22 protein-coding genes and 2 pseudogenes are annotated in these 25,718 nt (G+C 70.5%); 13 read left to right on the top strand and 11 right to left on the bottom strand.

Annotated features, from left to right (window positions below):
- Positions 1-127: 127 nt before the first annotated feature.
- On the top strand, positions 128-1,789 hold the full coding sequence (locus ACFW5B_RS02950) for an ABC transporter ATP-binding protein (protein WP_386432245.1): 1,662 nt from the start codon (positions 128-130) through the stop codon (positions 1,787-1,789).
- 35 nt (positions 1,790-1,824) lie between these two features.
- On the opposite strand, the gene ACFW5B_RS02945 is transcribed toward ACFW5B_RS02950, so the two are convergent.
- Positions 1,825-3,099 (bottom strand): cytochrome P450, encoded by a 1,275-nt coding sequence (locus ACFW5B_RS02945; protein ID WP_386432242.1) that lies wholly within the window; start codon positions 3,097-3,099, stop codon positions 1,825-1,827.
- Positions 3,096-3,884, bottom strand: a complete 789-nt coding sequence (locus tag ACFW5B_RS02940; RefSeq protein ID WP_386432487.1) for an alpha/beta fold hydrolase — start codon at positions 3,882-3,884, stop codon at positions 3,096-3,098. Before ACFW5B_RS02940 ends, ACFW5B_RS02945 begins: the two co-directional genes overlap by 4 nt.
- A gap of 429 nt (positions 3,885-4,313) precedes the next feature.
- Here ACFW5B_RS02940 and ACFW5B_RS02935 point away from each other — a divergent pair, with 429 nt between their 5' ends.
- Positions 4,314-5,051: a hypothetical protein gene (locus ACFW5B_RS02935; protein ID WP_386432499.1), complete on the top strand. Its 738-nt coding sequence runs from the start codon at positions 4,314-4,316 to the stop codon at positions 5,049-5,051.
- A 198-nt stretch (positions 5,052-5,249) separates the two neighbouring features.
- On the opposite strand, the pseudogene ACFW5B_RS02930 reads toward ACFW5B_RS02935, so the two are convergent.
- Positions 5,250-5,435 (bottom strand): annotated as a pseudogene (locus ACFW5B_RS02930) (DUF6596 domain-containing protein); the annotation flags it as partial.
- A 263-nt stretch (positions 5,436-5,698) separates the two neighbouring features.
- Between ACFW5B_RS02930 and ACFW5B_RS02925 the strand changes: the two are divergent.
- Entirely contained in the window at positions 5,699-6,799 is a 1,101-nt protein-coding gene (locus tag ACFW5B_RS02925; protein WP_386432238.1) for an AI-2E family transporter, read from the top strand.
- A gap of 41 nt (positions 6,800-6,840) precedes the next feature.
- Here the strand turns inward: ACFW5B_RS02925 and ACFW5B_RS02920 are convergent, their stop codons facing one another.
- Positions 6,841-7,425: an AAA family ATPase gene (locus tag ACFW5B_RS02920; RefSeq protein ID WP_386432235.1), complete on the bottom strand. Its 585-nt coding sequence runs from the start codon at positions 7,423-7,425 to the stop codon at positions 6,841-6,843.
- Positions 7,426-7,947: 522 nt separating this feature from the next.
- Here ACFW5B_RS02920 and ACFW5B_RS02915 point away from each other — a divergent pair.
- Positions 7,948-8,370, top strand: coding sequence for a TIGR03668 family PPOX class F420-dependent oxidoreductase (locus ACFW5B_RS02915; RefSeq protein ID WP_386432484.1), 423 nt, complete (start codon positions 7,948-7,950; stop codon positions 8,368-8,370).
- 70 nt (positions 8,371-8,440) lie between these two features.
- Here ACFW5B_RS02915 and ACFW5B_RS02910 read toward each other — a convergent pair whose 3' ends face one another.
- Both ACFW5B_RS02910 and ACFW5B_RS02905 read right to left on the bottom strand, forming a co-directional pair.
- Positions 8,441-8,941, bottom strand: a complete 501-nt coding sequence (locus ACFW5B_RS02910) for a peptidylprolyl isomerase (RefSeq protein ID WP_386432232.1) — start codon at positions 8,939-8,941, stop codon at positions 8,441-8,443.
- A gap of 142 nt (positions 8,942-9,083) precedes the next feature.
- Entirely contained in the window at positions 9,084-9,902 is an 819-nt protein-coding gene (locus tag ACFW5B_RS02905) for a YitT family protein (RefSeq protein WP_386432229.1), read from the bottom strand.
- Between the two features lie 126 nt (positions 9,903-10,028).
- Here ACFW5B_RS02905 and ACFW5B_RS02900 point away from each other — a divergent pair, with 126 nt between their 5' ends.
- From ACFW5B_RS02900 to ACFW5B_RS02885, 4 genes are all read left to right on the top strand, one after another.
- Positions 10,029-11,519 (top strand): PLP-dependent aminotransferase family protein, encoded by a 1,491-nt coding sequence (locus ACFW5B_RS02900; protein WP_386432226.1) that lies wholly within the window; start codon positions 10,029-10,031, stop codon positions 11,517-11,519.
- An 87-nt stretch (positions 11,520-11,606) separates the two neighbouring features.
- Positions 11,607-12,494, top strand: a complete 888-nt coding sequence (locus tag ACFW5B_RS02895) for a DUF2268 domain-containing protein (protein WP_386432223.1) — start codon at positions 11,607-11,609, stop codon at positions 12,492-12,494.
- A gap of 162 nt (positions 12,495-12,656) precedes the next feature.
- Positions 12,657-14,501: a gamma-glutamyltransferase gene (gene ggt, locus ACFW5B_RS02890; RefSeq protein WP_386432220.1), complete on the top strand. Its 1,845-nt coding sequence runs from the start codon at positions 12,657-12,659 to the stop codon at positions 14,499-14,501.
- Positions 14,502-14,816: 315 nt separating this feature from the next.
- The gene (locus ACFW5B_RS02885; RefSeq protein ID WP_386432217.1) at positions 14,817-15,815 is read left to right on the top strand and encodes a DUF1259 domain-containing protein; all 999 of its coding nucleotides are present in this window, start codon (positions 14,817-14,819) and stop codon (positions 15,813-15,815) included.
- Between the two features lie 116 nt (positions 15,816-15,931).
- Here the strand turns inward: ACFW5B_RS02885 and ACFW5B_RS02880 are convergent, their stop codons facing one another.
- From ACFW5B_RS02880 to ACFW5B_RS02870, 3 genes are all read right to left on the bottom strand, one after another.
- Positions 15,932-16,576, bottom strand: a complete 645-nt coding sequence (locus tag ACFW5B_RS02880) for an SUKH-4 family immunity protein (RefSeq protein WP_386432214.1) — start codon at positions 16,574-16,576, stop codon at positions 15,932-15,934.
- 201 nt (positions 16,577-16,777) lie between these two features.
- Complete coding sequence (locus ACFW5B_RS02875) at positions 16,778-17,341, bottom strand: GNAT family N-acetyltransferase (RefSeq protein WP_386432211.1); 564 nt, start codon at positions 17,339-17,341, stop codon at positions 16,778-16,780.
- A 44-nt stretch (positions 17,342-17,385) separates the two neighbouring features.
- Positions 17,386-18,306 carry an alpha/beta fold hydrolase gene (locus ACFW5B_RS02870; RefSeq protein WP_386432209.1) on the bottom strand — a complete coding sequence of 307 codons (921 nt, stop codon included), beginning with the start codon at positions 18,304-18,306 and terminating at the stop codon, positions 17,386-17,388.
- Positions 18,307-18,406: 100 nt separating this feature from the next.
- On the opposite strand from ACFW5B_RS02870, the pseudogene ACFW5B_RS02865 reads away from it, so the two are divergent.
- The 3 genes and pseudogenes from ACFW5B_RS02865 to ACFW5B_RS02855 form a co-directional block, all read left to right on the top strand.
- Positions 18,407-19,102, top strand: a pseudogene (locus tag ACFW5B_RS02865) (TetR/AcrR family transcriptional regulator); the annotation flags it as partial.
- A 249-nt stretch (positions 19,103-19,351) separates the two neighbouring features.
- Positions 19,352-20,491, top strand: a complete 1,140-nt coding sequence (locus tag ACFW5B_RS02860) for a PP2C family protein-serine/threonine phosphatase (RefSeq protein WP_386432206.1) — start codon at positions 19,352-19,354, stop codon at positions 20,489-20,491.
- Between the two features lie 398 nt (positions 20,492-20,889).
- Positions 20,890-21,876: an LLM class flavin-dependent oxidoreductase gene (locus ACFW5B_RS02855; RefSeq protein WP_386432203.1), complete on the top strand. Its 987-nt coding sequence runs from the start codon at positions 20,890-20,892 to the stop codon at positions 21,874-21,876.
- Between the two features lie 143 nt (positions 21,877-22,019).
- Here the strand turns inward: ACFW5B_RS02855 and ACFW5B_RS02850 are convergent, their stop codons facing one another.
- Positions 22,020-22,559 carry a putative immunity protein gene (locus ACFW5B_RS02850; RefSeq protein WP_386432200.1) on the bottom strand — a complete coding sequence of 180 codons (540 nt, stop codon included), beginning with the start codon at positions 22,557-22,559 and terminating at the stop codon, positions 22,020-22,022.
- A 191-nt stretch (positions 22,560-22,750) separates the two neighbouring features.
- Here ACFW5B_RS02850 and ACFW5B_RS02845 point away from each other — a divergent pair, with 191 nt between their 5' ends.
- A complete protein-coding gene (locus ACFW5B_RS02845) occupies positions 22,751-23,350 on the top strand; it encodes a YdcF family protein (protein WP_386432197.1) in 600 nt (199 codons plus the stop codon).
- Positions 23,351-23,456: 106 nt separating this feature from the next.
- Entirely contained in the window at positions 23,457-23,924 is a 468-nt protein-coding gene (locus ACFW5B_RS02840; RefSeq protein WP_386432194.1) for a flavodoxin family protein, read from the top strand.
- 58 nt (positions 23,925-23,982) lie between these two features.
- On the opposite strand, the gene ACFW5B_RS02835 is transcribed toward ACFW5B_RS02840, so the two are convergent.
- On the bottom strand, positions 23,983-25,680 hold the full coding sequence (locus tag ACFW5B_RS02835) for a hypothetical protein (protein ID WP_386432191.1): 1,698 nt from the start codon (positions 25,678-25,680) through the stop codon (positions 23,983-23,985).
- Positions 25,681-25,718 lie beyond the last annotated feature (38 nt).

Raw genomic sequence — 25,718 nt, 5'->3', positions numbered from 1 at the left:
CACCCGACGACGGCACGCCCAACGAGGACACACCAAACGACGCCACGCCCAACGACAGCACCCCCGGCATCGGCACCACCGCCCACGGCACGCCGCCCGCTCCCGGACCAGACGAGAAGAGCCATCCGTGCACCTGAACCAGGCCGCTGAGATCCGGGACCTCCGCGTCGAAATCGACGGCCGGGCGCTCGTCGACGGAGTGAGCCTACGGGTGCCACCCGGCCGGATCACCGCCCTGATCGGCGCATCCGGCAGCGGAAAGACCACCACCGGACTCGCCCTGCTCCACGAACATCCGCCCGGCGCCGCGGTCACCGGCGAGGTGTGCGTCCCCGACACCCTCGTCGGCTACGTACCGCAGCACCCCGCCACCGTCCTCAACCCCGCCCGCCCGGTCGCCGCCCTCCTCCGGGACATCGCGCGCACCCGGGTACGCCATCTGCCCCGCCGCGCCCGCCGGCCCGAGATCCGGCAACGCATCCTCCGCGCGCTCGCACAGGCTCAACTCACCGACGGCGAAGCCCTGCTGTCCCGCTACCCCCACCAGCTCTCCGGCGGCCAACAACAGCGCATCGTCCTGGCCCAGGCCCTGCTGACCGGCGCCGGCACCCTCGTCGCCGACGAACCGACCACTGGCCAGGACGCCCTGACGAAGCAGCGCATCGCCGGCCAGCTGGGCGCCGTGGCCCGGGAGGGCATCGCCGTACTGCTCCTGAGCCACGACCTGGACGTCGTCCGGGCCCTGGCCCACGACGTCCATGTCATGCGCGCCGGCCGCATCGTGGAATCCGGCACCCCGGAACAGCTCTGGAGCCGCCCCCAGCACGCCTGGACGCGCACCCTCCTCACCCCGGCCGCCGCCATCGCCCCGTCGGACGGCCCGGTCGTCCCGGGCGCGGACACGGACACCGCGCCGCGGACCGCCGGGAGCGAACGAAGCGCGAGGACCCAGGGCACCGACGAAAGGGACGGGACGGACGGGACCGACGAGACCGTCTCCGGCCCGCCCTCCGCCCCCACCCCCACAGCCGTGCTCGAAGTCCACGGCCTCACCGCCCACCACGGCCGCTCCACCGTCCTGCACACCCCCGAACTACGCCTCCCGCCCGGCTGTACGGCCGTCGTGGGCCGTTCCGGCAGCGGCAAGACCACCCTCGCCCGCTGCCTCGCCGGTCTCCACCGGAGCTACGACGGCCGGATCCTGCTGGACGGTGACGCCCTGCCCCGCAGCCTCCGCGACCGTACCCGCGCGCAACTGGCCGCGGTCCAGTACGTCTTCCAGGACGCCCGCGCCGCCTTCGACGAACACCGCCCGGTCCTCGACCAGGTGGCGCGCAGCGCCGTACGTCTGCGCGGCGTCCCGCGGCCCGCGGCCGGGGCGGAGGCCGAGCGCACCCTGAGCACCCTCGGGCTCTCCGCCGCCCTCGTACGCCGCCGCCCCGCGCAACTCTCCGGCGGTGAACTCCAGCGCGCCGCCCTGGCCCGTGCCCTCCTGGCCCGCCCCCGGGTCCTGATCTGCGACGAGATCACCTCGGGCCAGGACGCCCTCACCCGCCGGAGCCTGTGCACGCTCCTCGCCGACCTCGTCCGGACCCACCCGGACATGTCCCTGGTCCTCATCACCCACGACCGCGACACCGCGACCCTGGCCACCCGCATCGCCGTGCTCGACAACGGCCACCTCATCGAACAAGGCCCGGCGGGCCAACTCCTCTCCAGCCCGCGGCACCCCCTCACCGCAGCCCTGTTGCCCTCACCACCCGACGCCGAAGCCGCGCCCGTTCCGTGACCAGGCCCTGGTGCCACCGCCGCCCCGCCCGCCCCTCAAGACAGCCGCAGCGGCAGCGACTTCAGCCCATGGATGAAGTTCGACACCAGCCGCTGCGGCGGACCGGCGACCTCCAGGGTGGGGAGCAGGCGGCAGGTCTCCTCGTACAACACCCGCAGTTGCAGCCGGGCGAGATGCGCGCCCAGGCAGACATGGGGGCCGTCGCCGAAGGAGACATGGGGGTTCACGGACCGGGCCAGGTCCAGCCGGTGCGGGTCGGCGAAGACCCGCTCGTCGTAGTTCGCCGAGCCATGGAAGACCACCACCTTTTCGCCGGCCCGAATACGGCGGCCGGCCAGGTCGGTGTCGTGGGCCGCGGTGCGGCGGAAGCTGAGCACGGGCGGATGCCAGCGCAACAGCTCCTCCACCGCGGTCGCCGTCCCCACGGCGCCCGCGCGCAGCCGGCGGTACGCGTCCGGGTGCCGGGCCAGCGCCAGCAGCCCGCCGGGGGCCGCGCTGCGTACGGTGTCATTGCCCGCGATGGTCAGCAGGAAGAAGAACATCTCCAGCTCGGGCGTGGCCAGTTCGGTGTCCGAGGCGAGCACCGTCATCACATCGTCGCCCGGATACCGCCGCTTGTGGGCGGCCAGATCCCGTGCGAAGTCGAACATGTCCCGCAGCATCGCCGGGGAGCGCGGGTTGGCGGGCCGCCCGTCCGGGCCGGTCACGGGCGGGCCTGATTCGTCCGGGTCCTGGTAGCCGATGACCCGCCGGGTCCACTCCAGGAGCAGCCCGCGCTCGGCGGCCGGCACACCGAGCAGATCGGCGAGGTTGAGCAGCGCGAAGTCATCGGTGACCGACGCGACGAGATCACCCACCCCGTTCCCGGTGCGCGCCGTGTCGACCGCCGCCGTCAGCAGGGCACGGGCCCGCTCGCGTACGACGGTCCCGAAACGGTCGACCTGACGAGGCGTGAAGGCCCGGCTCACCGAACGCCGCAGCCGTCCGTGGCCGGGTGGATCCTGATTGAGCATCATGCGCCGGATGAACGGCAGATCCGCGGGGTCGGGATCGCGGATCTGGGTCGCGCCCAGATGCGAGGAGAACGTGCGGGCGTCCTTCAGGACCCGTACCACGTCCTCGTGCCGGGTGACCGCCCAGAAACCCGGCCCGGCGGGCCAGCCGAGCACCTCGGGCTCCTCCTGCCGGGCCACCGGACAGCGGTCGCGCAGCAGCTGGTACGCCGCGTGCGGCAGCCCGTCGGCATAGCCCCGGGGGTCGAAGACGTCCGGGCCCTCCCGCTCCGTGGCACCGGCCGCGAACACGGTCATCCGGCCGCGATTGCGTCATCGTCGGCGCGCAGGAAGTCCTCCACGGCCCGGATCAGTTCCAGCGGCGTCTCGTCCATGGCGTAGTGCCCCGCCGACGGCAGCTCGACCAGCTCGCCGCGGGTGTACCACTGCATCCAGGTCTGCCGCATCAGCTCGGCGTTCAGCGCGGGATCGAGGGTGCCGGTCACCGCCAGCGCCGGCACCGCGGAGCCGTCCACCTCGGCCTGGAATCCGTCCCCCGACCAGGAGTCCAGCCAGGACCGGAAGGCCTTCGCGTCGCTGCACTCCAGTGACCGCCGCACCATCCGGTCCAGCCAGGCGGCGGGGCGCTGCCCGCCGGTGGTGAGGTCGATGATGGCGCGCCGGTTCTCCGGGGTGTGGGCCGCGGAGGAGAACAGCTCCCACTGCTGCGGCGGCAGCGGCAGACCGGAGGCCGGCACCGGGGAGATGCCGACCAGCCGGCGCACCCGCCGCGGCGCCGCGGCCAGCACCCGCTGGACGACGCTCGCCCCCATCGAATGCCCGACCACCGAGAACCGGTCCCAGCCCAGCCGATTGGCGAGCGCCAGCACATCCGCCGCCCCCTCACCGGTGGTGTACGCGCCGGCCGCGTCCTTCGCCGCCCCGTACCCACGGAGATCGACCCGCGCGTACTGGAACGCGTCCTGATCGAGATCCTCCCGGACCGGGTCGAAGGCAGACCGGTCGGCGAACCACCCGTGCACGAGGATGACCTTGTGCGATCCCGTGCCGCGCACATCATGGGGCAGTACGAAGGAAGCCACGCTCACTCCAACCGTGTGACGGAACCTGCCGACGGTGACCGGCCATTGGCCTTGTGCGACCACAGTGGCCGCAACCTCCCTGCCCTGCAAGGGCGCCGCCGACCCGCTGACCCAGGCAGATTCACCCTGAACGGCGCGGGCCACCGGGCCACCGGACCGGCCGCCGGTTTCGTCATGACCGGTCGGCCGCGTCCAGCCGCTGGACTGCCCCGTTCCGGCCCCGATCCGGCCCGCTCCGGGGCCCGCGGCCCCTCGGACCCGGAGCCGCCCCGGGGGAGCCCCCATCGAGCGTATGTATCGGATGATCGACCGGGTATGCCACCGGCGCATTCGGCGCGCGGCGGCGTGCGCCCGGCCGGAGGGAGGAATCTGGCCCGTAAACCTCCGCTGCGGCTGTCGCGTTTTCCGGCACGGCTCGTTGACGCTCACGTGATTCCCTGCAGCAGCCCGACCCCGGGCATCAACAGCGCCAAGAGACCGCAGAGCGTCAGCTGGGCCGGACGTGTCGCCCTGGTCGAGCCCGCCCCCAGGTGCGCCCGCTACGCCCGCTATCTCGCGCCCCATTGGAAGGGCATGGCGCGCCTCGACAGCGCCAACGGCATCGGCGCCCTCCCGGCCGCGCTCCTGCTTGTGCTCGTCGGGTCCTTGCTGTTCGGCGCCGGGGGAGCGGGGGCGGCCCTGGCGGTACGCGCGGTCTGCGGTGAGCCTCACCTGCTCGGATTCTGGCTGGCGTTCGACGCCGCCACGGCTTTCGTCCTGGCCGCCTCCTACTGGCTGGTGAGCCGCTACGGCCTGCGGTTCTACGACACCGAGCCCGCCGACAACGAGATCTGGCGCCTGGTCACCATCGCCAACACGGCCTGGCGCGCCCTTCCCCGTTCCCACCGCCGTATCCACCAGCCCCGGCTGCGCGCCGCCAACACCGCCGCGCGTCTGCTGCTCACCGACCACGCCGACACCCGCACCCGGCAGGCCCTCGCCGCCCACACCGAGCTGCTGCGCCAGCTGTCCGTCACCGTGCTGCCGGACAACCCTCCGCACGACCAGGCGGAGGAAGCCCTCACCGCCGCCCTCGCGCACCTCACGGACGAATGCCAGAGCCTCCGGGACACCGCGGCCGCCACCGCACCCACCCCTCTGCCGTCGCTCACCGCAGCCCCGGCATAACGGGACGGCACCCCGTCCCCATGGATGAGCGCGGGGCCGGGTAGGAGCCGCGTCAGGGACACACACCGCACCGCCCCGTGCCTCACCGGCCGGGTACGCCCCGGGGGAGTGCCCGAAGACTGCGCTCCAGGAAGTGGCGCTCCGCCGCGTTGTCCGTACGGGCCAGGGCCCGCTCATAGGCCCGGGCCGCTCGTCGCGGTGGAGCCGGCCGAGCCGGATCGCCTCCCGGCAGAGGTCCTCGCGGACCAGCGACTCGCCCGAGCCGGCGGTGTAGCCCTCGTTGAAGAGGAGGTAGACCACGGCCGGGGCGGCCCGGAGGCGGTCCGGGAGATCCGCGTCGGCCCGTCGGTCGTCGTCGATGGGTGCGCCGACGGCATGCTCCATTGGGGCCATGCCCGCCCGCACACGTTCGAAGACCGCCCCGCGGTGATACCACCTCTGGGTATGCGCCACGGGTGAGCACCGGCTCGCGCGCGGCAGTCGTCCCCCTTCCGGCGCTGGCCACGGGAGGGGCGGGAGGCGGTGGCGGCCAAGTGCGGATCCGATCCGGCGGGGAGCGTGAGCGAACTCCCGGCACCCACGGGAACGGGCCCCGGCGGCTCCGGGGCGCGGCGCGGCACACCGCCCGGGGGGCGCGGTCCCTGAGCGTGTACCGGTCGCGGGGGCAGGCGCCGGACCGCTGCCCGGGGAAGGGCTCCGAGGTCTCTCCGACGCTGCGGGTGGCGGCCGGGTACGCCTGGCGCCTGATCATCGTGGGCGCGGCCGCCTACGCGATCTTCGCCGCACTGGGACGCTTCCACCTGGTGACCCTGGCGGTCTTCCTGGCCCTGGTGCTGACGGCCCTCCTGGAGCCCGCGGTCACGCTGCTGAGCCGCTGGATGCCCCGCTCGGCGGCGGTCGCGGTCGGCCTGGTCGTCGGCATCCTGCTGGTCTTCACCGTCCTGAGCCTGATCGGGGCGACCGTCGCCGGTGAGTGGGACGGACTGCGCCGGGAATTCGTCGGCGGTGTGCAGCGCATCGAGCGCTGGCTCGAAGGCCCGCCGGTCCATCTGCGTCCGGGAACCCTCTCCGATGCGCAGGCCCGGCTGTCGCGTTTCGTGACGAGCCATCGCGCCACCCTCATCAGCACCGCGCTCAGCGGCGTCGGCCAGGTGGTGGCCGTCCTGACGGTCGGGGTGCTGGCGCTGTTCTGCTCGATCTTCTTTCTGCACTCGGGCGACCGGATGTGGCAGTGGTTCGGCGGCCAGTTGCCGGAACGCGGGCGTCGTCCCGTCCATGCCGCCGGCTGCGCCGCATGGATCACCTTCACCGGCTACACCCGAGGCATCGTGGTGGTGGCCGCCCTCAACGCCGTTCTTGTAGGAGCCGGACTCTTCGCGCTCGGGATTCCCCTCGCCCTTCCCCTGGCGGTGCTGGAATTCTTCGCCGCCTTCATCCCGCTGGTGGGCTCACCCGTGGCGCTGGCCGTGGCCGCCGTCGTGGCGCTGGCCGCGAAGGGGCCGCTGGTGGCCGCCCTCGTCGTGGTGCTGATCGTGGTCATCGGCCAGATCGAAGGCCATGTGCTGCACCCGCTGGTGATGAGCAAGGCGGTCCGGCTCCACCCGGTGGTGGTGGCCCTCACGGTCATCTGCGGCAGCGTCACCGCGGGCGTACTGGGAGCCGTCGTCGCCGTACCGGTGGTCTCGGTGGCATGGTCCGTCTACGGGGTACTGCGGGTGCCACCCACGGCGGTTTCCCCGGGGCGGTGAGCGGGCCGTCGCTCAGCGGGCCGGGCGAGCGCCGGCACCCGTCAGACGACGGCGCCCTCGGTCCAGGCCCGGCTGAGGACCGCGTCGACCGTCTCGTCCACCGTCTGCCCCGAGGTGTCCAGCCACAGCCCGATGTCCCGGGGAGTGTCGGCCCGCATCAGCTTGTCCAGGTCCTGCACGGTCCAGTCGGGCCCGTACGCCGTCTTGGGACGGGACGCCTCGCGCGCCTCGACCGCCGCCGGGTCGGGGAGCAGCACGACGACCGCGAGCGGCCTGGTCTTGATGAACCCGGTCATCTCGGCCAAGTACTCGCCGATGAGGATGTCCTGCGCGATGACGGTGAAGCCGGCCCGCGCATACTCGTCGGCGCAGTGTGCCGTCAGCCGGTAGCGCAGTTCGAGCTGGGCGACGGCCTGCTGCTCCGCGTCGGGCGTCATGGCGATCTGGCCCCGGACGATGTTGCGGCGGAAGGTGTCACCGCGCAGATGGACGGAGCGGGGCAAGCGCTCGGCGAGTGCCTGCGCCACCGTGGACTTGCCGGCTGCCTGGACGCCGGTGATCACCACGACACCGCCGTCGTTCCACGGCCCCTGCGGTGTCACCCGTCCGGGAGCGTTTGCGGTCATGGTGTGTACTCACTCTGCCCTTCTGCCGTGCGCTTGGCGGAGCCGTCCGCCGCCTCAGGCGTGCTACAGGAACGACCAGCAGGTTGCATGGATTGCAGCCGCAGCCGCAGCCGCAGCCGGTGCCGCGCGGCGTTCGGCGACCATATCGCCGATTCAGCGCGTCACCGCAACGCATTTTCCGCCGGGGCGCAAGCCTCCGGACACCCGTCCGGAACCAGTTCACGACATCGCCCGGTCGGCCGCACGCCTTGTTGGGCCGGGGCCGATCCGGGTACCTGGCCTTGGGCCGGCCTTCCGGATCCGCAACCAGGGCCCTGAGAAACGAAGCCCCCAGCCCCGCGACCCCGCAAAGCCCGGAACCCCAGGGAGCCGCTGTGAAGTTCGGTGTACCGCCCCTCTCCGACGCTTCCGGAGCCCGAGACCCTGTCGTACCTGGACCGGTTCTCCGAGTCGTACCTGGACCGGTTCTCCGACGTCGCGACGGCTTCCGGTGAGCGATCGGATGATGCCGCCGTGCCGACGATGACCGGTGAGCGGGCCCGGGAGCGTTTCGCCGAGGCGCGGATCGCCCGCCTCGCCACCGTCGACGACGCCGGCCGCCCGCACCTGGTTCCGGCGGTCTTCGCCCAGACCGGTGACACCCTGGTCTTCGCCGTGGACCACAAACCGAAGCGCTCGGCGCACCTCAAGCGGCTGGCCAATATCCGCGCCCACCCCCAGGTCTGCCTCCTCATCGACGGCTATGACGAGGACTGGGACCGCTTGTGGTGGGCGCGCGCGGACGGTACAGCCGTGGTGCTGCCACCGGCCGGGCAGGCGGCGGCGTCCGCGCACTATGTGGACCTGCTGACACGCAAGTACCGGCAGCAATACGCCGACCGCGCCCCGCAGGGCCCCGTGGTGGAGATCCGGGTGGCCCGCTGGTCCGGCTGGTACGCCAGCTGACCACTCAGGCCTGACCGGTGGGTCGGCGTGGGCCGACGCCGACCCACGCACGGACCCCGGTTCCGCTACCTCAGGCGCCGATCACGCCCGACTTCGCGATGACGATGTCGGCCTTGGTGGCGCCGCTGCGCGACCCGAGGGACTCGATCTTCTGGACGAGCTCCATGCCTTCGACGACCTCACCGAAGACGACGTGCTTGTTGTCCAGCCAGTCGGTGACGATGGTGGTGATGAAGAACTGCGAACCATTGGTGTTCGGGCCCGCGTTGGCCATGGAGAGCTGGCCGGGCTTGGTGTGCTTGAGCGTGAAGTTCTCGTCCGCGAACTTCTCGCCGTAGATGCTCTTGCCGCCGGTCCCGTTACCGGCGGTGAAGTCGCCGCCCTGGAGCATGAAGTCGGGGATCACGCGGTGGAAGCCGGAGCCCTCGTAGCCGAAGCCGTGCTCGCCGGTGGCCAGCTCACGGAAGTTCTTCGCGGTCTTGGGAACCACGTCGTCGAAGAGCGTGAAGACGATCCGGCCGGCCGGGTCGCCGTTGATGGTGATGTCGAAGTACACGTCGCTGTTACTCATGCCGGTAATCCTCACATCCCCCGTGACCGGCTCGGCACGCACCCCCGGCTTGCCGGTCACAGAGGGTACACACCGCCGCTCCTGGGGGCAGGCCGGTCCGCTCGCGCAACGCGTTCGCACCGGTATCCGGCCCCGCGCGCCATCAGGCCGCAGGGCGCCTGTCCCCGCCCCGTTCGGCAGCGCTCCGGCAGACGAACCAGGGCAGGAAGAACTGGGTGACCGGGCCCACCGCGAGCGCGTACAGCACGGTGCCCGCCCCCACACTCCCACCCAGCAGCAGGCCCACCACGAGCACGGCGACCTCGATCAGCGTACGGACCAGCCGCAGGGAGCGCCCGGTCACGGCGGACGCACCGGTCATCAGCCCGTCCCGGGGCCCGGGACCGAAGCGCGCGCCGACGTAGACGGCGACCGACAGACCGTTCAGGAGCACGCCCCCGGCGAGCAGACCGACCCGGGCGGGGAGCCCGAGGTGCTGGGGGAGGAGAAGGAGCCCGAGATCGGCCGAGTACGCCAGGACGACGATGTTGGCGACCGTGCCGAATGTGGGCCGCTGCTTGAGGGGAATCCACAACAGCAGCACGAGCACACCCAGCACGGCGCTGATCGTGCCGAAGCTCAACGAGGTGTGCCGCTCCAGCCCCTCGTACAGAACGCTCCACGGACTGACGCCCAACGAGGCCCTGACCATGACCGAGAGACTGAAGCCGTACAGGCCGAGTCCGACGAGGAGTTGAGGCAGCCGGCGCAGTGGACGCGCACCGAACGGGAGGTAGGTGAGGGGCGGTGGCGACGGCTTCGGCGACGGCGTCGTACGGGACATGAGCCGCGTGGGACCGCCCGTGGGGCCGCCGCCCCCGTCCGGCGGTGCGGTATCCCCGATGCGCTCCTGCCGACGACGCCGAGGTCCGCGCTCGCCGCGTTCCGTACGGTCCGGAAAGTCCTGACGGTCCTGCTCCATGCCGGTCGCCTCCACGGGCGCACTCCCCACGCTCTCGGTAGATGGGCACATGTGTGCCTCAAGGCCAATACGGCGACTATGTACAGTGATTGGCCTCAGCAGTACGGCCAATCCAGGGAGGGTGGTATGGCGGATTCGCATCCGTTCCGGCCCGTGGACCGGGTGGAGCGCACTCAACGGACCCTGGGGAGCCGGCAGCTCGCCGCGATGCTGCCCGACCCGTCAGGAACCCGCCCCGCCTACCGCCACCTGGCCCGGACCATCAGCGCGCTCATCCTCGACGGCCGTATTGCGCTGCACGTCAAACTCCCTGCCGAACGGGAACTGGCCACGGCCCTCAACACCAGCAGGGCCACCGTCACCGCCGTGTACGACCTGCTGCGCGAGAGCGGTTACGCCCACAGCCGCCAGGGCTCCGGCACCTGGACGGCCCTGCCGGACGACCGGGCTCCCAGCGGCATCACCCGTCTCCTCGGACCCCAGGACACCGCGATCGACCTGGCCAGGGCCGCCCCCGGACTGCCGGAGCAGACCCTCACCGAGGCGCTCGCCAGGATCGCCCCGCAACTGGCCGAGCACGTCCACACCCCCGGCTACCACCCCTACGGCCTGCCGGAACTGCGCGCCGCCCTCGCCGAGCGCTTCACCCGGCGGGGACTGGCCACCGTGCCCGAACAGATCCTGGTGACCTCCGGTGCCCAACACGCACTCAGCCTCGTCCTCGGGCTGCTGTGCCGCCCCGGCGACCGGGTCATGGTCGAGAATCCGTCGTACCCGACCGCGCTGGACGCGATGCGCCGTGGCCGCCTGCGCACGGTGTCGGTCCCGGTGACCGACGCCGGCTGGGACATCGGGACCGTCGAATCGACCGTGCGTCAGGTCGTGCCCCAACTCGGCTATCTGATACCGGACTTCCACAATCCGACCGGTTGTCTGATGTCCGGGCACGAGCGCGTCCGCGTGCTGCGGGCCGCGCAGCGCGCCGGCACCTGGCTGGTCATCGACGAGACCCTGGCCGACCTCGCCCTCGACGTCCCCGCCCCGCTGCCCTTCGCCTCCCACGGCACACCCGGCGGCGGCACCGGCCAGGTCATCACCCTCGGCTCGATGAGCAAGACCCACTGGGGCGGCCTGCGCATCGGCTGGCTGCGCGCCCCCGCGCGGCTCGTCACCGAACTCGCCGGCCAGCGGGTCGCCACCGACATGGGCGGCTCGGTCCTGGACCAACTCCTGGCCCTCGCCCTGCTGACACGGGCCGGGGACCTGCTGCCGCCCCGCCTGGAACAGCTGCGCCGGCAGCGCACCGCCCTCGCTGAAGCGCTCGCCGAACACGTCCCGCAGTGGACCTGGCAACTGCCGCCCGGCGGCCTGTCGTTGTGGGTCGACCTCGGCGAACCCATCGCCTCGGCGCTGGCCGAACGGGCACGGGACTACGGCGTACGCATCGAGGGCGGCGCCTACTTCGCCACCGACCCGGGCCTCTTCGAACAGCGCCTCCGCATCCCCTACACCACACCGCCGGACACCCTGCGCGAGGCCGTCCACCGCATGGCCACCGCCCTCGCCGACGGCCTCCCACGCACACCCGCCACCCGCCACCCGCACTGGATCGCCTGAACATCCGTGAGGGGAAGAGGCCCCGCAACCGCCGCCCCATCAGCAGGACTTGCACCTCACGCAACGGGAGGTCCTACGGTCCGAGCCATGAAGATCGTTGTGCACGACACCGCGTCGGCCATGCTCGACCTCCTGCAGCGACCGCTGGACGAGCGGCCCGACGCCCTACGCGAGATACTCAGCCCGCTCCGGAGCGCGATGTCCCCGATGGGGGACGTGGATCCGGTCCAGATGCATCAGCAGGGCAGCGGCTTCCGGCTCGACCGTGACGACCCGCGCTACGTTCCCGCCCTGCGCCGGATGCAGGACGCGGGGGTATGGGAGCGCATCGAGGAGACCCTCACCACCGCCTGGGAACGGATCGGCGCCGCGGCGCCCGGCATCCGGCACGCCGACACCGTGCACGTCGTCCTCGTGCTCGGCAACCCCGATGACGAGCATCTGATGGGCCGCAGCGCCGGCTACTTCGGTATGGGGGGCTTTCCGGGGGCCATCCACTTGACGATGTGGCCCACCGAGCACAGCCTCCAGAAGATCGTCTGCGGCGCCGCCCACGAGCTCCACCACAATGTGCGCTACGCCAATGTGGTCTGGAACCCGACGGCGGTCACGGTGGGGGAGTACGTCGTCGCCGAGGGGCTGGCCGAGGCGTTCGTACGGGAACTCGTCGGCGAGCAGGGTATGGGCCACTGGTCCAAGGCGCTCACCGGCGCCCCGCTGGACCGCGCCTACGAAAAGATCACTGCCGATATCGACGTGGCCGGAATGCAGAACCTGACCGCCTACGTACTGGGCGACGCCACCGCGCAGCTCATGGGCCAGCAGCCCGTCGGCCTGCCGGACTTCGCAGGCTACGCCGTCGGACTGCGGATCGTGGACGCACACTTGTCGGCGTCCGGCCTTTCCGCCGCCGAGAGCACGGCGCTGCCGGCACGCGAGATCCTCGGTAACGCGGGCGTTCCGACGGGGGCGTGAGGCCCCGGAATCCGGTGGGGGGCGCATCCGCCCCCCACCGGGCTACCGGCCGGAAACCTCAGATCTCCCGCAAACCTTCCAGCGCGGCGTTGATCCGCCGATCGACCGATGTCAGGGTTTCGGAATTCGCTCGCAACCACACAGTGAAGACCTGGAGGCCGTATGGCTGTCCGCCGTGCCGCTGTCGCCGCCGCATCCGCGGCAACGCTCAGTCTTTCCCTGCTGGCCACCTCCTGCAATGTCGGCGGCGCCGCGTCCGCCGCCGAACCCACGCCCCGGCCGCCCGCGAAGAAAGCCGTGGCGACCGGTAGCGGCGGCGCGGTGTCCAGCGTCAATCCGTACGCCTCCCGAGCCGGCATCGAGGTGCTGCGCAAGGGAGGCAACGCCGTGGACGCGGCGGTGGCAACTGCCGCCGCACTCGGCGTGGTCGAGCCCTACTCGGCGGGAGTCGGGGGCGGCGGCTACATGGTCTATTACGACGCCAAGGCCAAGAAGGTGCGCACCATCGACGGCCGGGAGACCGCACCCCGCCGTATGCACTCGGACGCCTTCCTCGACCCCTCGACCGGCAAGCCCCTCCCCACCGACGAAGTGATCAACTCGGGCCTGTCGGTGGGCATTCCGGGCACGCCCGCGACCTGGGACAAGGCGCTCAAGGACTGGGGCACGGTCTCCCTGGCGAAAGCGCTGCGCCCGGCCACCCGGGTCGCCCGCGACGGCTTCGTGGTCAACGACGAATTCCGGGCACAGACCGAAATGAACGAGAAGCGCTTCCGGGAATTCAAGCCCACCACCGACCTGTTCCTGCCCAAGGGCAAACTCCCGGTGGTCGGCTCGCGCTTCCGCAACCCAGGTCTCGCCAAGACGTACCAGCAGCTCGCCCGCGAAGGCATCGGCGCGCTCTACAACGGGGCGATCGGCCGCGATGTGGTGCGGACCGTCGAGAAGCCTCCGATGGCACCCGACGCCTCGCACAAGGCCCGCCCCGGCCTGATGAAGGCGAAGGACCTCGCCGACTACAAGCCCGTACGCAGGGAGCCGACCCGGACCTCGCACCACGGCCTGGACGTGTACTCCATGGCACCGTCCTCGTCCGGTGGCACCACCGTGGGTGAGGCGCTGAACATCCTGGAGAATTTCCACCTCTCCAAGGCCGACCGGACCCAGGCGCTGCACCACTACCTGGAGGCCAGCCGGATCTCCTTCGCCGACCGCAACCGGTGGGTGGGTGACCCGGCGTTCTCGGATGTGCCGACCAAGCCGCTGCTCGCCAAGGAGTTCGCCAAGGACCGGTCCTGCCTGATCCGTTCCGACAAGGCGCTGACCAGCCCGCTGGCTCCCGCCGACCCGCGCCACCCGGGCTCGGGCTGCGAGCACAAGGCCGGCAGCAAGCAGCCGCACGAGGGGCCCTCGACCACGCATCTGGTGACCGCGGACCGCTGGGGCAATGTGGTCTCGTACACCCTGACGATCGAGCAGACCGGCGGCTCGGCCATCACCGTGCCCGGACGCGGATTCCTGCTCAACAACGAGCTGACCGACTTCGACTTCGCCCCCCTCACCAAGGGGACGCCGGACCCGAACCTGCCGGGCCCGGGCAAGCGCCCGCGCAGCAGCATGTCGCCGACGATCGTCCTGAAGGACGGCAAGCCGATGATCGCGGTGGGGTCACCGGGCGGCGCCACCATCATCACCACCGTGCTGCAGACCCTGGTCAACCGGGTCGACCTCGGCATGTCACTCCCGGCCGCGGTCGCCGCCCCGCGCATCTCACAGCGGAATCAGACCGCGACGGAAGCCGAACCGGCCTTCCTCGCCTCTCCCGAGCGGAAGAAGCTGGAAGCCCTGGGCCACCGGTTCGTCCTCGCCCCGAAGGCCTTCACCCCGTCCCCGGAGATCGGTGCGGTGGCCGCCCTGGAGCTCCTGCCCCACGGCAAGCTCACGGCAGTGGCCGAGCCCAGGCGCCGCGGCGGCGGATCGGCCATGGTGCTCAACGAATCCCACTGAGGCCCCACCACGCCGCCGTCCGGAACTTCGCACCATGAAGTCAGCCCATGGAGCCGGCCCCCTGAAGTGCGCACCGTGAAGTTCGGACAGTGAAGTTCGCACGGTGAAGTCGGTCCCCGGCCAGGTCACCCCCGGCCGGGGACCGGCGGAGCGCGCTCGGTGTCCTCCCCGTCCCACCGCCTCGGCTTTGCGGGCAGCCGCGGAGCCATAGGCGGGCCGGGCTGATTGCTTAGCCCACCTGGCCCCATGGGGGTGGCGGAGACGGCGTTGACTCCCCTCCGTCGTGTTCCATCGCGCCATGGAGGTGCCTACGTGATGGCCGACGAAACACAGCAAGACAGCTCTCCGCATCGGGGTGCGCCACGGCGGCGTGTACTGGCCGCGGCTGCCCTGACCTCGTTGTTTGCGGGTGCCGCGGCCCCTGCCCGGGCCCTGTCCACCAAGACGGGCGAGGCGTGGAGCAGCACACTGGTCAAGCCGGTTACCACCGACTTGTCGGACTGGGCCGAGGTGGCTCGCACGCTCGGGCGCAACGGCGACATGAAGCGAAACCTGATGTACCACACGGCGCTCCCACGCCGTGACCTCCGGGTGTGCTCGCACCACGTCCTCGTCAAGCCGGCGCTCGCTCTGGGCTCGCATGTGTCCTTCGTGCGCTACGCGGACACCAGCACGCTGCTGATGGGTGACGTGGTGGTCACCGAACACGAATTGCAGCGCTTCACCGATGCCCTGCACCAGCACAACATCGCGCAGACCGCGATCCACAAGCATCTGCTCGCCCAGACTCCCGACATCTGGTGGGTCCACGTCCATGGTCACGGTCCCGATCCGGTGACTCTGGCCCGCGGCCTGCGCGCCGCGTTCGACCGCACCGGCACCCCACCCCCGCTGCCGCTGTCCCAGCCCAAGCCCGTCGACCTGGACACCGCCGGCATCGACAAGGCGATGGGTGTCAAGGGCTCCGTCGACGACGGGATCTACAAGTCCGTCTTCGTCCGCCGCGAGACCATCACCGACGGAAACCTGGTACTCCCTCCGGGCCTGGGGTCGACCAGCGCGTTCAACTTCCAGCCGCTGGGCAACGGGCGGGCCGCGATCAGCGGCGACTGCGCCATGATCGCCAGCGAGGTCCAAGACGTCCTGAAGGCGCTGCGGCGCGCCGGCGCCGAGCTTGTCGAACTGCACAATCACGGCTTGACGGACGAACCCCGCCTGTTCTTCGTCCACTTCTGGGCGGTAGGCGAAGCCGTCCGACTCGCCCGTGCCCTGCGCCCCGCGGTGGACGCCACCAACGTCGTGCCGGTCGGCTGACCTCACCGGGCAGCGGGCCCGCCCCTGTGGACGACGACTGGCCCTGAGCCCGCCACCAGAAGCTTCCAGCGGCCGGTCCCGGGCGAGCCTGCCGCAGGCTCCGTGCCGCACCCCGCCTACCCGTCTTGCTTCATCTCCTCCGCCACTTCGAACTCTTCCTCCAACACCTCGGTGACCTTCTCCCACAAGGCGGATTCCACCTGCGGGTCCAGCCCCTGCACCGCCGTGCGGAACTCCGCCAGCGCGCTCAGCGGCTCCGCTCCCTCAAAGCGACGGGCGAACTGCGCGGCCAGCCCCAGCGCACCCGCCAGCGTTTTGAGGGAGGAGTGGGCTTCGCCCGCGTACCCCGCCGCGTGGTCCCAGCCGTTGGGGTCGTACAGATCGACGCATCCCACCACGCCGTCCACCATCAGCGAGAACTCCTCGCACTGACCGAACTCGAACGCATAGCTCGTCGGCGGAGAGGTGTCGTCCGGAGTCCGCTGCCCGAACAGCTCGTCCGGGTCCTCCGACCACGGGCCCTCGGTCTTCAGACGGCTCGAATCGAAGTCGATGAATTCCAGAAACCCGTCGAGCCGCACGGAAGGGAAGCCGACATTGGTGAGGAACTCCCTGGTCCCCGCGTGCTCCAGCCGCTCGGGCAGCTCCGCCTCCGCCGGCCGCCACAGCGACCCCACCCCGAAACAGGACTCCAGCCACTCCGCCGTGGGGTTCCGGGCCGCCGCCACCCACTCGTCCACCTCATCCCCCCGCTGATCCATCCGCTCATCCATGCCTGCGTGACCCTCCTCGGCCGTTCCGCTGAAATGACACAGACCAGTGAACCCCAGGGCACTGACAACCCGGCCCTGCTGGGCCCGTCCCCTCCCTCTGACCCGTATTGCGGCGCCTCGGAAGTCCTGACTACCGGATGGACCGGGGAAGTTGAGGTGGAGCGGCAAACGGGCTGCCCGTCGTAGCCATCAACAGCGTCGTACTCCAGGAGAGGAGCGGACCTGCAGACGCCAGATCAGGTCAATGCCCGTCTCACCCGGGGCGGCAGGTCCTTCCGGTATCCGTACGCGCTCCACTTCGGTGAAGCCCAGGCGCCGGGCGACGGCCCCGCTGGCGGGGTTGGCCTCGTCGTGATGAATCTCGATGCGCTCGATACCCGGCATCCGGCGTCCCGCATTCACCAGGGCAGCCGCGGCCATGGTGACCAGCCCCTTACCCGTCCACGAGGGGTGCAGCCAATAGCCGATGTCCAGCCCGCCCGGACCGATCCGGCGCATCAGACTGCAGGCGCCCACCGCCACACCGTCCGTGGTGATCACGTAGTGATACGCCTGCCCCGACGCCCACTCCTCCGCGCACCTGGTCAGAAAGGCCGCGCCCTGCCTCCGGTCATGGTCGGCCGCAAAGGGCATCCAGGGAAGCAAGTGTTCGCGCGACTCGGTAAGCAACCGGTGCAGGATCTCGATGTCTGGCTCACGCCAGCGACGCAACTCGACCTGGTCCGAGCGAAGGACTTCAGCGGGCTGTTCCATGGCCGAGATCCTGGCGGAGCCACGTCAGCTCGACAACGCAATTATCAGCGCTCGGAGTTGGCCAGGTCGCGGATTTCGGTGGCGACGCTGTGCCAGGCGCATTCGGGGAATTCGTGGCCGACGCGCGGCAGAAGGACCAGGCGCGCATGAGCGATGCGGGACGCGATCGCCTTTCCCGCGCTGGGCTTGATGAGAGGGTCGTCGGCCCCATGGAGGACGAGTGTGGGCCGGGTGACGGCGCTGATCGGCGGGCCGTGCCATTGGGCGCCGATCTGGCGGCTCTGCGCGTCCTGGTCGTGTATGCCGCGGTCGGCGTTGCGCTCGGCGGCCTCCCGGGCGGCCTGCTCGTCGAAGGGACGGTTGGGCGAGGCGACGAGCCGGGAGACGGCGACCCCGGCCGCGACGGCCCCGTCAGGGGTGTCGGGAAACCTCACCCGGGCGAACTTCGCCAGGGTGCTCATCCGTATGTACCGCATGGTCCGCAGCCCCGAGACGTCTCCGGGGACGGCGGCCATGGTGGTGAGGGTCCGGACACGGCCGGGATGCCGCAGCGCCACGCGTTGTGCGACGGCGCCACCGAGGGAGACGCCCAGCAGATGCGCCGATCGCCACCCCAGGGCGTCCATGACGGCGATGGTGTCATCTGCCATGTCCTCGGCCGTATATGCCTCTTCCCGCTTGGCGAAGAGCGCGGAGAGGGGATTGCGGGTGGCGGTGGGCGGCAGGTGGGTCGATTCCCCGCCGTCGCGCTGGTCGTACCGGGCCACGGCGAAGCCCTGCGCGGCCAGCAGCCGGCACAGCCCGTCCGGAATCCAGAACCGGTTGGCGCCCAGCCCCGTGGCCATCAGCAGCGGCTCACCGTCGGCTCCTTCGACCAGCGAGTCGAAGGCCAGCCGCACCGCGCCGTTCTCCGCCCAGCGGACCGGACCCCACAGATGCTCCTGATGCTCCTGAGTTGAGGACACGAGAACCGAACCTCCTAAAACTGCGACCGGTGTTCGCAGTTTAGAGTAGTGCATGTGCCGCCGGAGCGGAGGAGGCAGGGAGAGAGATGAACGAGTGCCCATGGAACCTGTGACGGTCTGGGCGCGGGCCGAACGCGGTGCCCGCGGCCCCGTGGCTGTGCACAGCCACGCTGAGCTGACCGCTGCAGCCATCGAGCTGGCGGACCGGGGCGGCCTCTCGGCGCTGTCCATGCGCCAGGTGGCCAAGGAACTCGGCACCGGCCAGGCATCCCTCTACCGTTACGTCTCCGGCCGCGACGACCTGCTCGACCTGATGGCGGACGCGGTGGCCGGCGAGATCGACCTCGGCGTCCCGCTCCACGGCGACCCCGTTGAGGACCTGGTCGCCCTCGCGACCCGGGCCAAGACCGTCCAGCTGCGGCACCCCTGGCTGCCCGATGTCCCACCGGAACCTCTACGGCTGGGGCCGCGGGGCGTCGACTACCTGGAATACGCCCTACGGGCACTGGCCCCGGCCCGCCTGCCGGGCCGGACCGAGCTGGAAATCGTCGCCTTGATGAGCGCCTTGGTCGCACAGTTCGCCCGAGCGGAAATCCAGGCCGCCCGCGGGACCACCGACCGCCATGCGGCGCAACTCGCCTACCTGAGCCAGACGGCCTCCCAAGGCCGCCATCCCCGCCTCGCGGCCGCCATGGCCGACCGCACGGGAGGGGATCCGGCAGCGGATCCACAGCTTCTGTTCGAGCGGGCCATGCGCCGGGTGCTCAGCGGACTGGTCGTCGGTGACGTCGAGGACGATGAAGGCCTTGAGAACCCTGACGACCTTGACGACCTTGAAGAGGCCGGGGAGGTCGACGCCCTCATCGTGGCCGAGGAAGAGAGCGAGGACGGCGACGGCGGCCGCGGTGCTCGCTGAGGTCGTCCCCGTCGCCCCCACCGTCACCGGCACCGCGCCCGAATCGGACTGTCGGCTGTTTGGCTGCGGCAGAGGTGTCGCCACGGACAGATCCGGCGTCGTGGGGGTGCCGGGAGGCATCATGGTCTGATGAGGGTGATGCCGGTGTGGTCACGGGTGCGCCGTTGGGTTCCGGCCGTGGTGATCGCCCTAGCGGCGTTGGTGGATCTGCTGACGCCTACCTCGGTGTCGTCCGCACCCCTGCTGGCCGTGGCACCGGTGGCCGCGGTCTCGCTGCTCAGCCCGGCAGGGATCGTCGGTATCGGCGTGACGGCGATGGTCGTGCAGGCGGGTCTCGCGTTCGTCGACGGGTCGTACGACTGGCAGGGCGACGCGGCGGTCCAGATCACGCTGGCGTCCGTCACCGCCCTGGCCGTCGGCCTGAACCGGTCCCTGCGCATGCAGCACGCGAGCGCGAGCCGGGCACGCTACGCCGCGGAGATGGCCCAGCGTGCCGTACTGCCCAGCCCTCCGAGCCGTCTGGGGGACCTGCGCATCGCCGCCCGCTACGTACCGGCCGAGGACATGGCGCTGATCGGCGGCGATCTCTACGTGATGCAGGAGACCCCGTACGGGGTGCGCGCCATGGTCGGCGACGTACGGGGGAAGGGACTGTCCGCCGTGACGGCGGTCAGCGTCGACATCGGGGTGTTCCGCTACGCCGCCGATCATGAAGCCGACCTGCCGGCCCTGGTGGGCTGCATGGAAGAGGCCCTGCTGCGCGAAAGCCAGCGCCGGGAAGGCCTGGATGCGACGGAGGGTTTCACCACCGCGCTGATCGTGCAGTTCGCCGACGATCTGAGCCAGGTCCATATCGTCAACCGCGGCCATCCCGCTCCCGTGCTGCTCCTCGCGGATGGCCGGGCGCACGTGCTGGAGCCTGCGGAGGTGGCCCCGCCCCTGGGCATCACCGGCCTGGGGTCCTGGACGTCCCCGGTGGAGTCGTACGCCTTCCCGCCCGGAGCGATGCTGCTCTGCTTCACCGACGGCGTCACCGAGGCGCGTGACCCGGCCGGCGTCTTCTACGATCCCGTGGACCGTGTCCCGCACATGGTGCGGTCCTATCAGCGGCAGACGGGCCACTTCCCCGACCCGTCGACGGTCCTGGACCTCCTGGCCCGCGACGTCAGCCGCCACAGCGGTGGCGCTCCCCAGGACGATCAGGCCTTGCTGGTGCTGCATCGCCCACGGTGGGAGAGGGACCTTCTTGCGCGGTCTGGGGGGGTGTAGGGGCGTAACTGGGCCTGTGTGTGCATGACATGTGGCTGGCATACCGCCAGCCCGCGGTGGTGTGGTCCTGGCCGGGTCCGGGGGAGGGCCATGGCGGGGCTCACCCCACCCGCGGGCGGTCTCTCCTGGCCATCCGGTGTGGGCGTCGTCGTCTGGCATACATCAGGCCTGCTGCTTGCTGGTGTTGGTACTCATTACTGCCTCCGGCGCTGACTCCGGACCGCGGCGGGCTTCTTGACCCCTGTGGCCTGTATGCCTTCGTGGTGGGCCTGGCCCCCCGCAGCCGGACATGTCCGTGGTGGGCCCGCACCTTCTGGGGCGCGCGAGCTGATGTCCCGTCAGCAGCCAAAGCACCATCACTGCTCCCTCCCCACCCGCATGATCTCTATGCTGACGGCATGTTCGATATACCTCTTTCGGCGCTTGAAGTCGCGATGGTCCAGGCGGGCGCCCGAGCCGTGGATACCCTGCGCGACACCGCGGCTTTCGCGCAGGGTGTCGAACGGCTGGGCTATGACCGGATCTGGTACGCCGAGCATCACCATTCGCCCGCGATCGGCGCGTTCCCGCCCGTGGTGCTGAGCGCGCACGCTGCCGCATCGACTTCGGTGATCCGCCTGGGCTCAGGTGGTGTGCTGGCACCCAACCATGCGCCTCTGACGCTGGCGGAACAGTTCGGAACGCTGGCGGCTTTGCACCAGGGCCGTATCGACCTGGGGGTGGGCCGGGGGCCCGGGACCTTCGACGAGGCGACCGCGCGGGCGCTGCGTCGCGGAGCGGGGCCGGCGACGGACGCGGAGTACGAGGGCGACGTGGCCGCGATCCTGTCGTTCCTGGTGGACGAGGTGGCGCTGGACCCGTTGCCGGAGCCGTGGCTGCTGGCCTCCAGCACCGCGGGTGCCGCTCTCGCCGCGCGACTGGGCCTGCCGGTCGCCGTCGCCCATCACATCCGGCCGGAAAACACCCAACCGGTGCTGGAGCGATACCGGGCGAACTTCACACCATCCCGTTGGTGCGACGTGCCCCGGGTGCTGGTGTGCGTGGAAACGGTGTGCGCCGAGACAGAGGAAGAAGCCGCGTGGCGCGTGGGACCGATGGACGTCGTCAAAGCCGGCCTCCTGAAGGGGCAGAGCGAGATCCCGTTCCCCACGCCCGCTGACGCAGCCACACACCCCTTCACAGCGGCGGAGCGACAGGCACTGGCCGCCTTCCGCACACAACAAGCCGTCGGAACACCTGAAACCGTCCTGCACCGGCTCAGCCGGCTGGCCAAGGCGACCGGAGCAGACGAACTGATGCTGACCACACCCGTCTACGACCTCCGCGACCGCCTTCGTTCCTACGAACTCGTCACGAAGCACTCCGGGACCACAACAGCACCGTAGGAAACACGAACGAGACCGTCCCACTGCCGGTCTCGGTCCGGGCGGTGTGCTGGCTGAGCCCGCTCAGGAATGTTGCCGAGGGGCAGTGCCTGTCCCGCAGTTGCGTCGAGCCGGAGGCCAGGCTGTAGTTGCCCTCTCTTTCCTTAGCGGGAAGTACGCAGGGAGGCGTCCAGGACAGCCATCAGTTGTGCAACGCGGCTCTTGCCGGTCGGCGCGAGCGGGTATCGGTTGAGGACACCGATCAGCACGGGTGTGGCGCGTTGCCGGGCCTGCTCGATCAGCTGGAGTCCGACGTCGGGATCGTCGCCTGCGTTGAGTTCCCCTACGCGGGCGGCGCTTGCGGCAGCGCGGAGGATGTGGCCTACCTGGGTGGCTTTCGCGATCGGATGGAGATAGGCCGCAGAGGCGGCATCGCCGGCTGCGGTTGCGGCCAGGCGTGCGGTTTCGGTGGCAGCCTCCTTCGCCGCGCGGTGTGCGTCCAGGGAGGTGATGCGCTGGAGCTTGGTTCTTCTGGCGCCGTTCACGAATTCCCATGCGGCGTCGAGCGCGGCACGAGGACGTGGATCGTCGGGGTGCGCGGCTTCGAACACCGGGATGACTTCCTCGGCGCTCTGCGCAGCGTAGCGCGCGACAACACGCAGCTCCTCCATGGCCAGTTCGAAGTCCCCGGTCCCGTTCGTCATGCGTCCGATCCTCCCACGCACCAACTGTGTGCAGCTCCCGCTGGTGTGCTACGACGCAGGAGGCTGCACCAAGGCTGGCTTCTGCCTATTGGCGGGAGGCGGGGCCAGATGGGCAGCACCGGTGGCCGAAGGTGAAGCACTGGGCGTCGGTGCTTCGGGACGACGCTGTTGAGGTGGCCTAGAGTCGCCGCATGCGACGCAGGACGGTATGGGTGGTAGCTGGGGGAGTAGCGCTGGCCTGGGGGGAGTGGTTGAACTGGCGCTGGTCTCGCACGCTTGTGGGGAACCGCGGGGGCGTTAGTGAGGCCGTGGTCGTGCTGGGGTACCGGAACCCCCGAGCGACGGCGAACCTCATCAACCGCTGGCGTGTCCGTGCCGGGTTGCGCTCCATCGCGGCCGACAGCGCGCGTAACACCCGCGTGATCTTCAGCGGCGGTGCGACCACCGGCGGCGCCGCGGAGGCGCAGCTGATGGCTGACTACGCGAAGTCGGTACGCACGTTCGACGGCACGGTCCTCCTCGAAGACCAAAGCGGGACGACGTGGGAGAACATCACGAACGTGGCCCCACTGCTTGAGGACGCCGACCGCATCAAGATCGTCTCCCAGCCGGCTCACGCGCTCAAGGCCCGCGCGTACTTGCGCAGGCAACGCCCTGATCTCGCCGACCGGCTCGTGCGCGCGGACGACTACCACCTCGGCGAGTGGCTGATCGCCAAGCCGCTTCTGGCCCTGTACGGACTGTGGACGCTCCGTCGTTTCCGTGCTGATGAGCGAAGGACATGCCTCTAGCCGGCGCTGCTGTCACGACGAACGCAGGCAGTCGTCGCGCGGGTGTGGTGTCACATCCGGTGCCGCTGTGGCGTCTTCACCGTGGAAGCGAGGAAGGGATCGTCAGGTGAAGAGTGTCATCGTGTGCGTCTCCGTGTCGCATGGCAATACGCGTCGTATCGCCGACGCCATGGCCCACGTACTGGGTGCGAAGGTCGTATCCCCCGAAGCGGCCGAGCCGACGGAGCTGGCCGCCGCCGACCTCGTGGGCTTTGGTTCAGGCGTCTTCTACGGTCGGCTGCACCCTCGCCTGACCAACTTCGTCAAAGGACTTCCCGCTGGGCGGGGCCGTGCGTTCGTGTTCGCTACCAGCGGGCTGTCCGAGTTCCCGCCGGTGCCTTTCACCCGTCCGCTGATCCGGCTCCTCGAAGGGAGGGGTTTCGCGGCGGACGGGAGCTTCTCGTGCCGTGCGTTCGACACCTGGATGCCCTTCAGGCTTGTCGGCGGACTCCACAAGCAGCGGCCGAGCGCCGGGGACCTGGCGGCCGCGCGGGCGTTCGCGGAGCGGCTGCGGAGGGGTGGGCCGATGGCATGAGCACGGGGAGGCGCGGAGCCTGACGGTCCGCTCTGCCTGCCAGCCCGAGGACGCGGCATCAGTTCGTACGGTCACGGATTCCGTCGGAGCAGCAGTCGCTCTTCGCGCCGGCGGCGGTGTCGAGGCGACAGAAGCACGACGCCTCGACGGGGACGTCCGCGAGTGCGGTGGCCACGGTGAGCTGCTGGGCGACGATGCGGGCTTCTCCCGTCTTGCCGAGCTGCACGAGGCACTCGTGGAAGCCGTGGAGGGCCCAGACGTTTCCGGGATGCTGCAACGGCCTGGGCAGGGTGTCGTCGAGTCCGAGGTCGGCCCGGTAGACGGCCTCGGCCTCTTCGACCCGGCCCTGTTCCAGCAGGAGCGCCCCGTAGGCGTGGCGGGTCGGCTGCATCCAGCCCCACGGTTCGTCGTAGGGCAGGTTGTCGTCCAGCTCGATGGAGCGCTCCAGGGCGGCAAACGCCACGTCGTACTCGCCCTGGCGGTAGAAGAGTTCGCCGTCGAGCATGGCGGAGGCGATCGCCAGGATGTCCCGGCACGTGTTGTTGAACAGCATCCGCGTCTCGGGAACCCCTTCGACCGCGTGACGGAACAGTTCTCGTTCGGCCTCGGCCTCGACGGTCGCCCCCGTGGCCGAGTACGCCACTGCGCGCGCGTAGTGCAGCATCGCCGTGGTGACGCAGTACAGCTCCGGGTCGGCGGGCATCGGCAGCGCGAGGATGTCTGTCCACCGGCCGAAGCGGATCAGCACATGCACCCGCATGGCGAGAAAGCCCTCCAGCCAGTCGGCCATCGGCGGGCTCTCCACGCGCAGCAGGTCCTCAGGGATGGACGCTTCGAGTTGTGCGGCCGTCTCCAGCGCCGTCCTGGACTGGCCGAGGAACATCGCTCCGTAGATCTTGAAGTGGTAGTTGTGCGAGCGGTACAGCGTGTAGAAGTTCATCGCGCCGGCTCGCCGCAGGTACTTCTCGTCAGCCCTGATCGCTTCGCTGTTGCCCGACACGACCCGTCGGTAGTCCCCGCACAGCACGTCGAGATGTGAGGGCATGTGCTGCAGGTGGCCCCCGTCCGGGACCAGCCCTCGCAGTCGGTCGGCGACCGCAAGGGCCTTCTCCGGCGTCGGCGACATCTCCATCAGGTGGATGTACATGTGGAGTGTGCCCGGGTGGTCGCTGCCGGCCGCGGTCAGCAACGCGCGGTCGAGGACGGCCTTCGCCTCCAGCGTGCGCGCGCCGACGGCGGGCTCGCCCGTACGCAGGTCCCACAGCTGCCACGGGGTGAGGTTCATCAATGCGTCCGCGTAGAGGGTGGCGACGTCCAGGTCATCGGGTGAGAGTTCGTAGACGGCGCGCATGGCCTCGGCATAGGGCGCGTTCCAGACGGAGCAGTCCTCCACTGCCTGCGTGGCGGGGTAGCGCTCGCGCAGTGCCTCAATGAGCGCGCGCTCGGTCGGCGTGGCGCCGTCACGCAGCTTGTGGGCCCGTTCGACGGCGGCGTGCGCCCGTTCCACCGTGCGCTGCAGCTCGCTCTCGTCGAAGAACTCCCAGGGCTTGTTGTAGTTGGGGCCCAGGGCGAACGCGATGCCCCAGTACGCCATGGCACAGCCGGGATCCGCTGCCGCCGCCGATTCGAAGCAGGTGACGGCCTCTTCGTGGTTGAACGCGTAGCTCCAGGCGAGTCCACGGTTGAACCAGAGCTGTGCTTCCGGCGAACGTGTCGATACGGGCCGGGCGAAGGTCCCGAGGTCGAAGTAGTCCATGAGGATCTCCTGCAGAGGGATGTGGACTCGACGATAGT

This window comes from Streptomyces sp. NPDC058773 (genome assembly GCF_042746015.1).
In the GTDB taxonomy this organism is placed as follows: domain Bacteria; phylum Actinomycetota; class Actinomycetes; order Streptomycetales; family Streptomycetaceae; genus Streptomyces.
The sequence above is the reverse complement of the archived record's forward strand: the minus strand, read 5'-3'. Positions and strand labels throughout refer to the sequence as shown.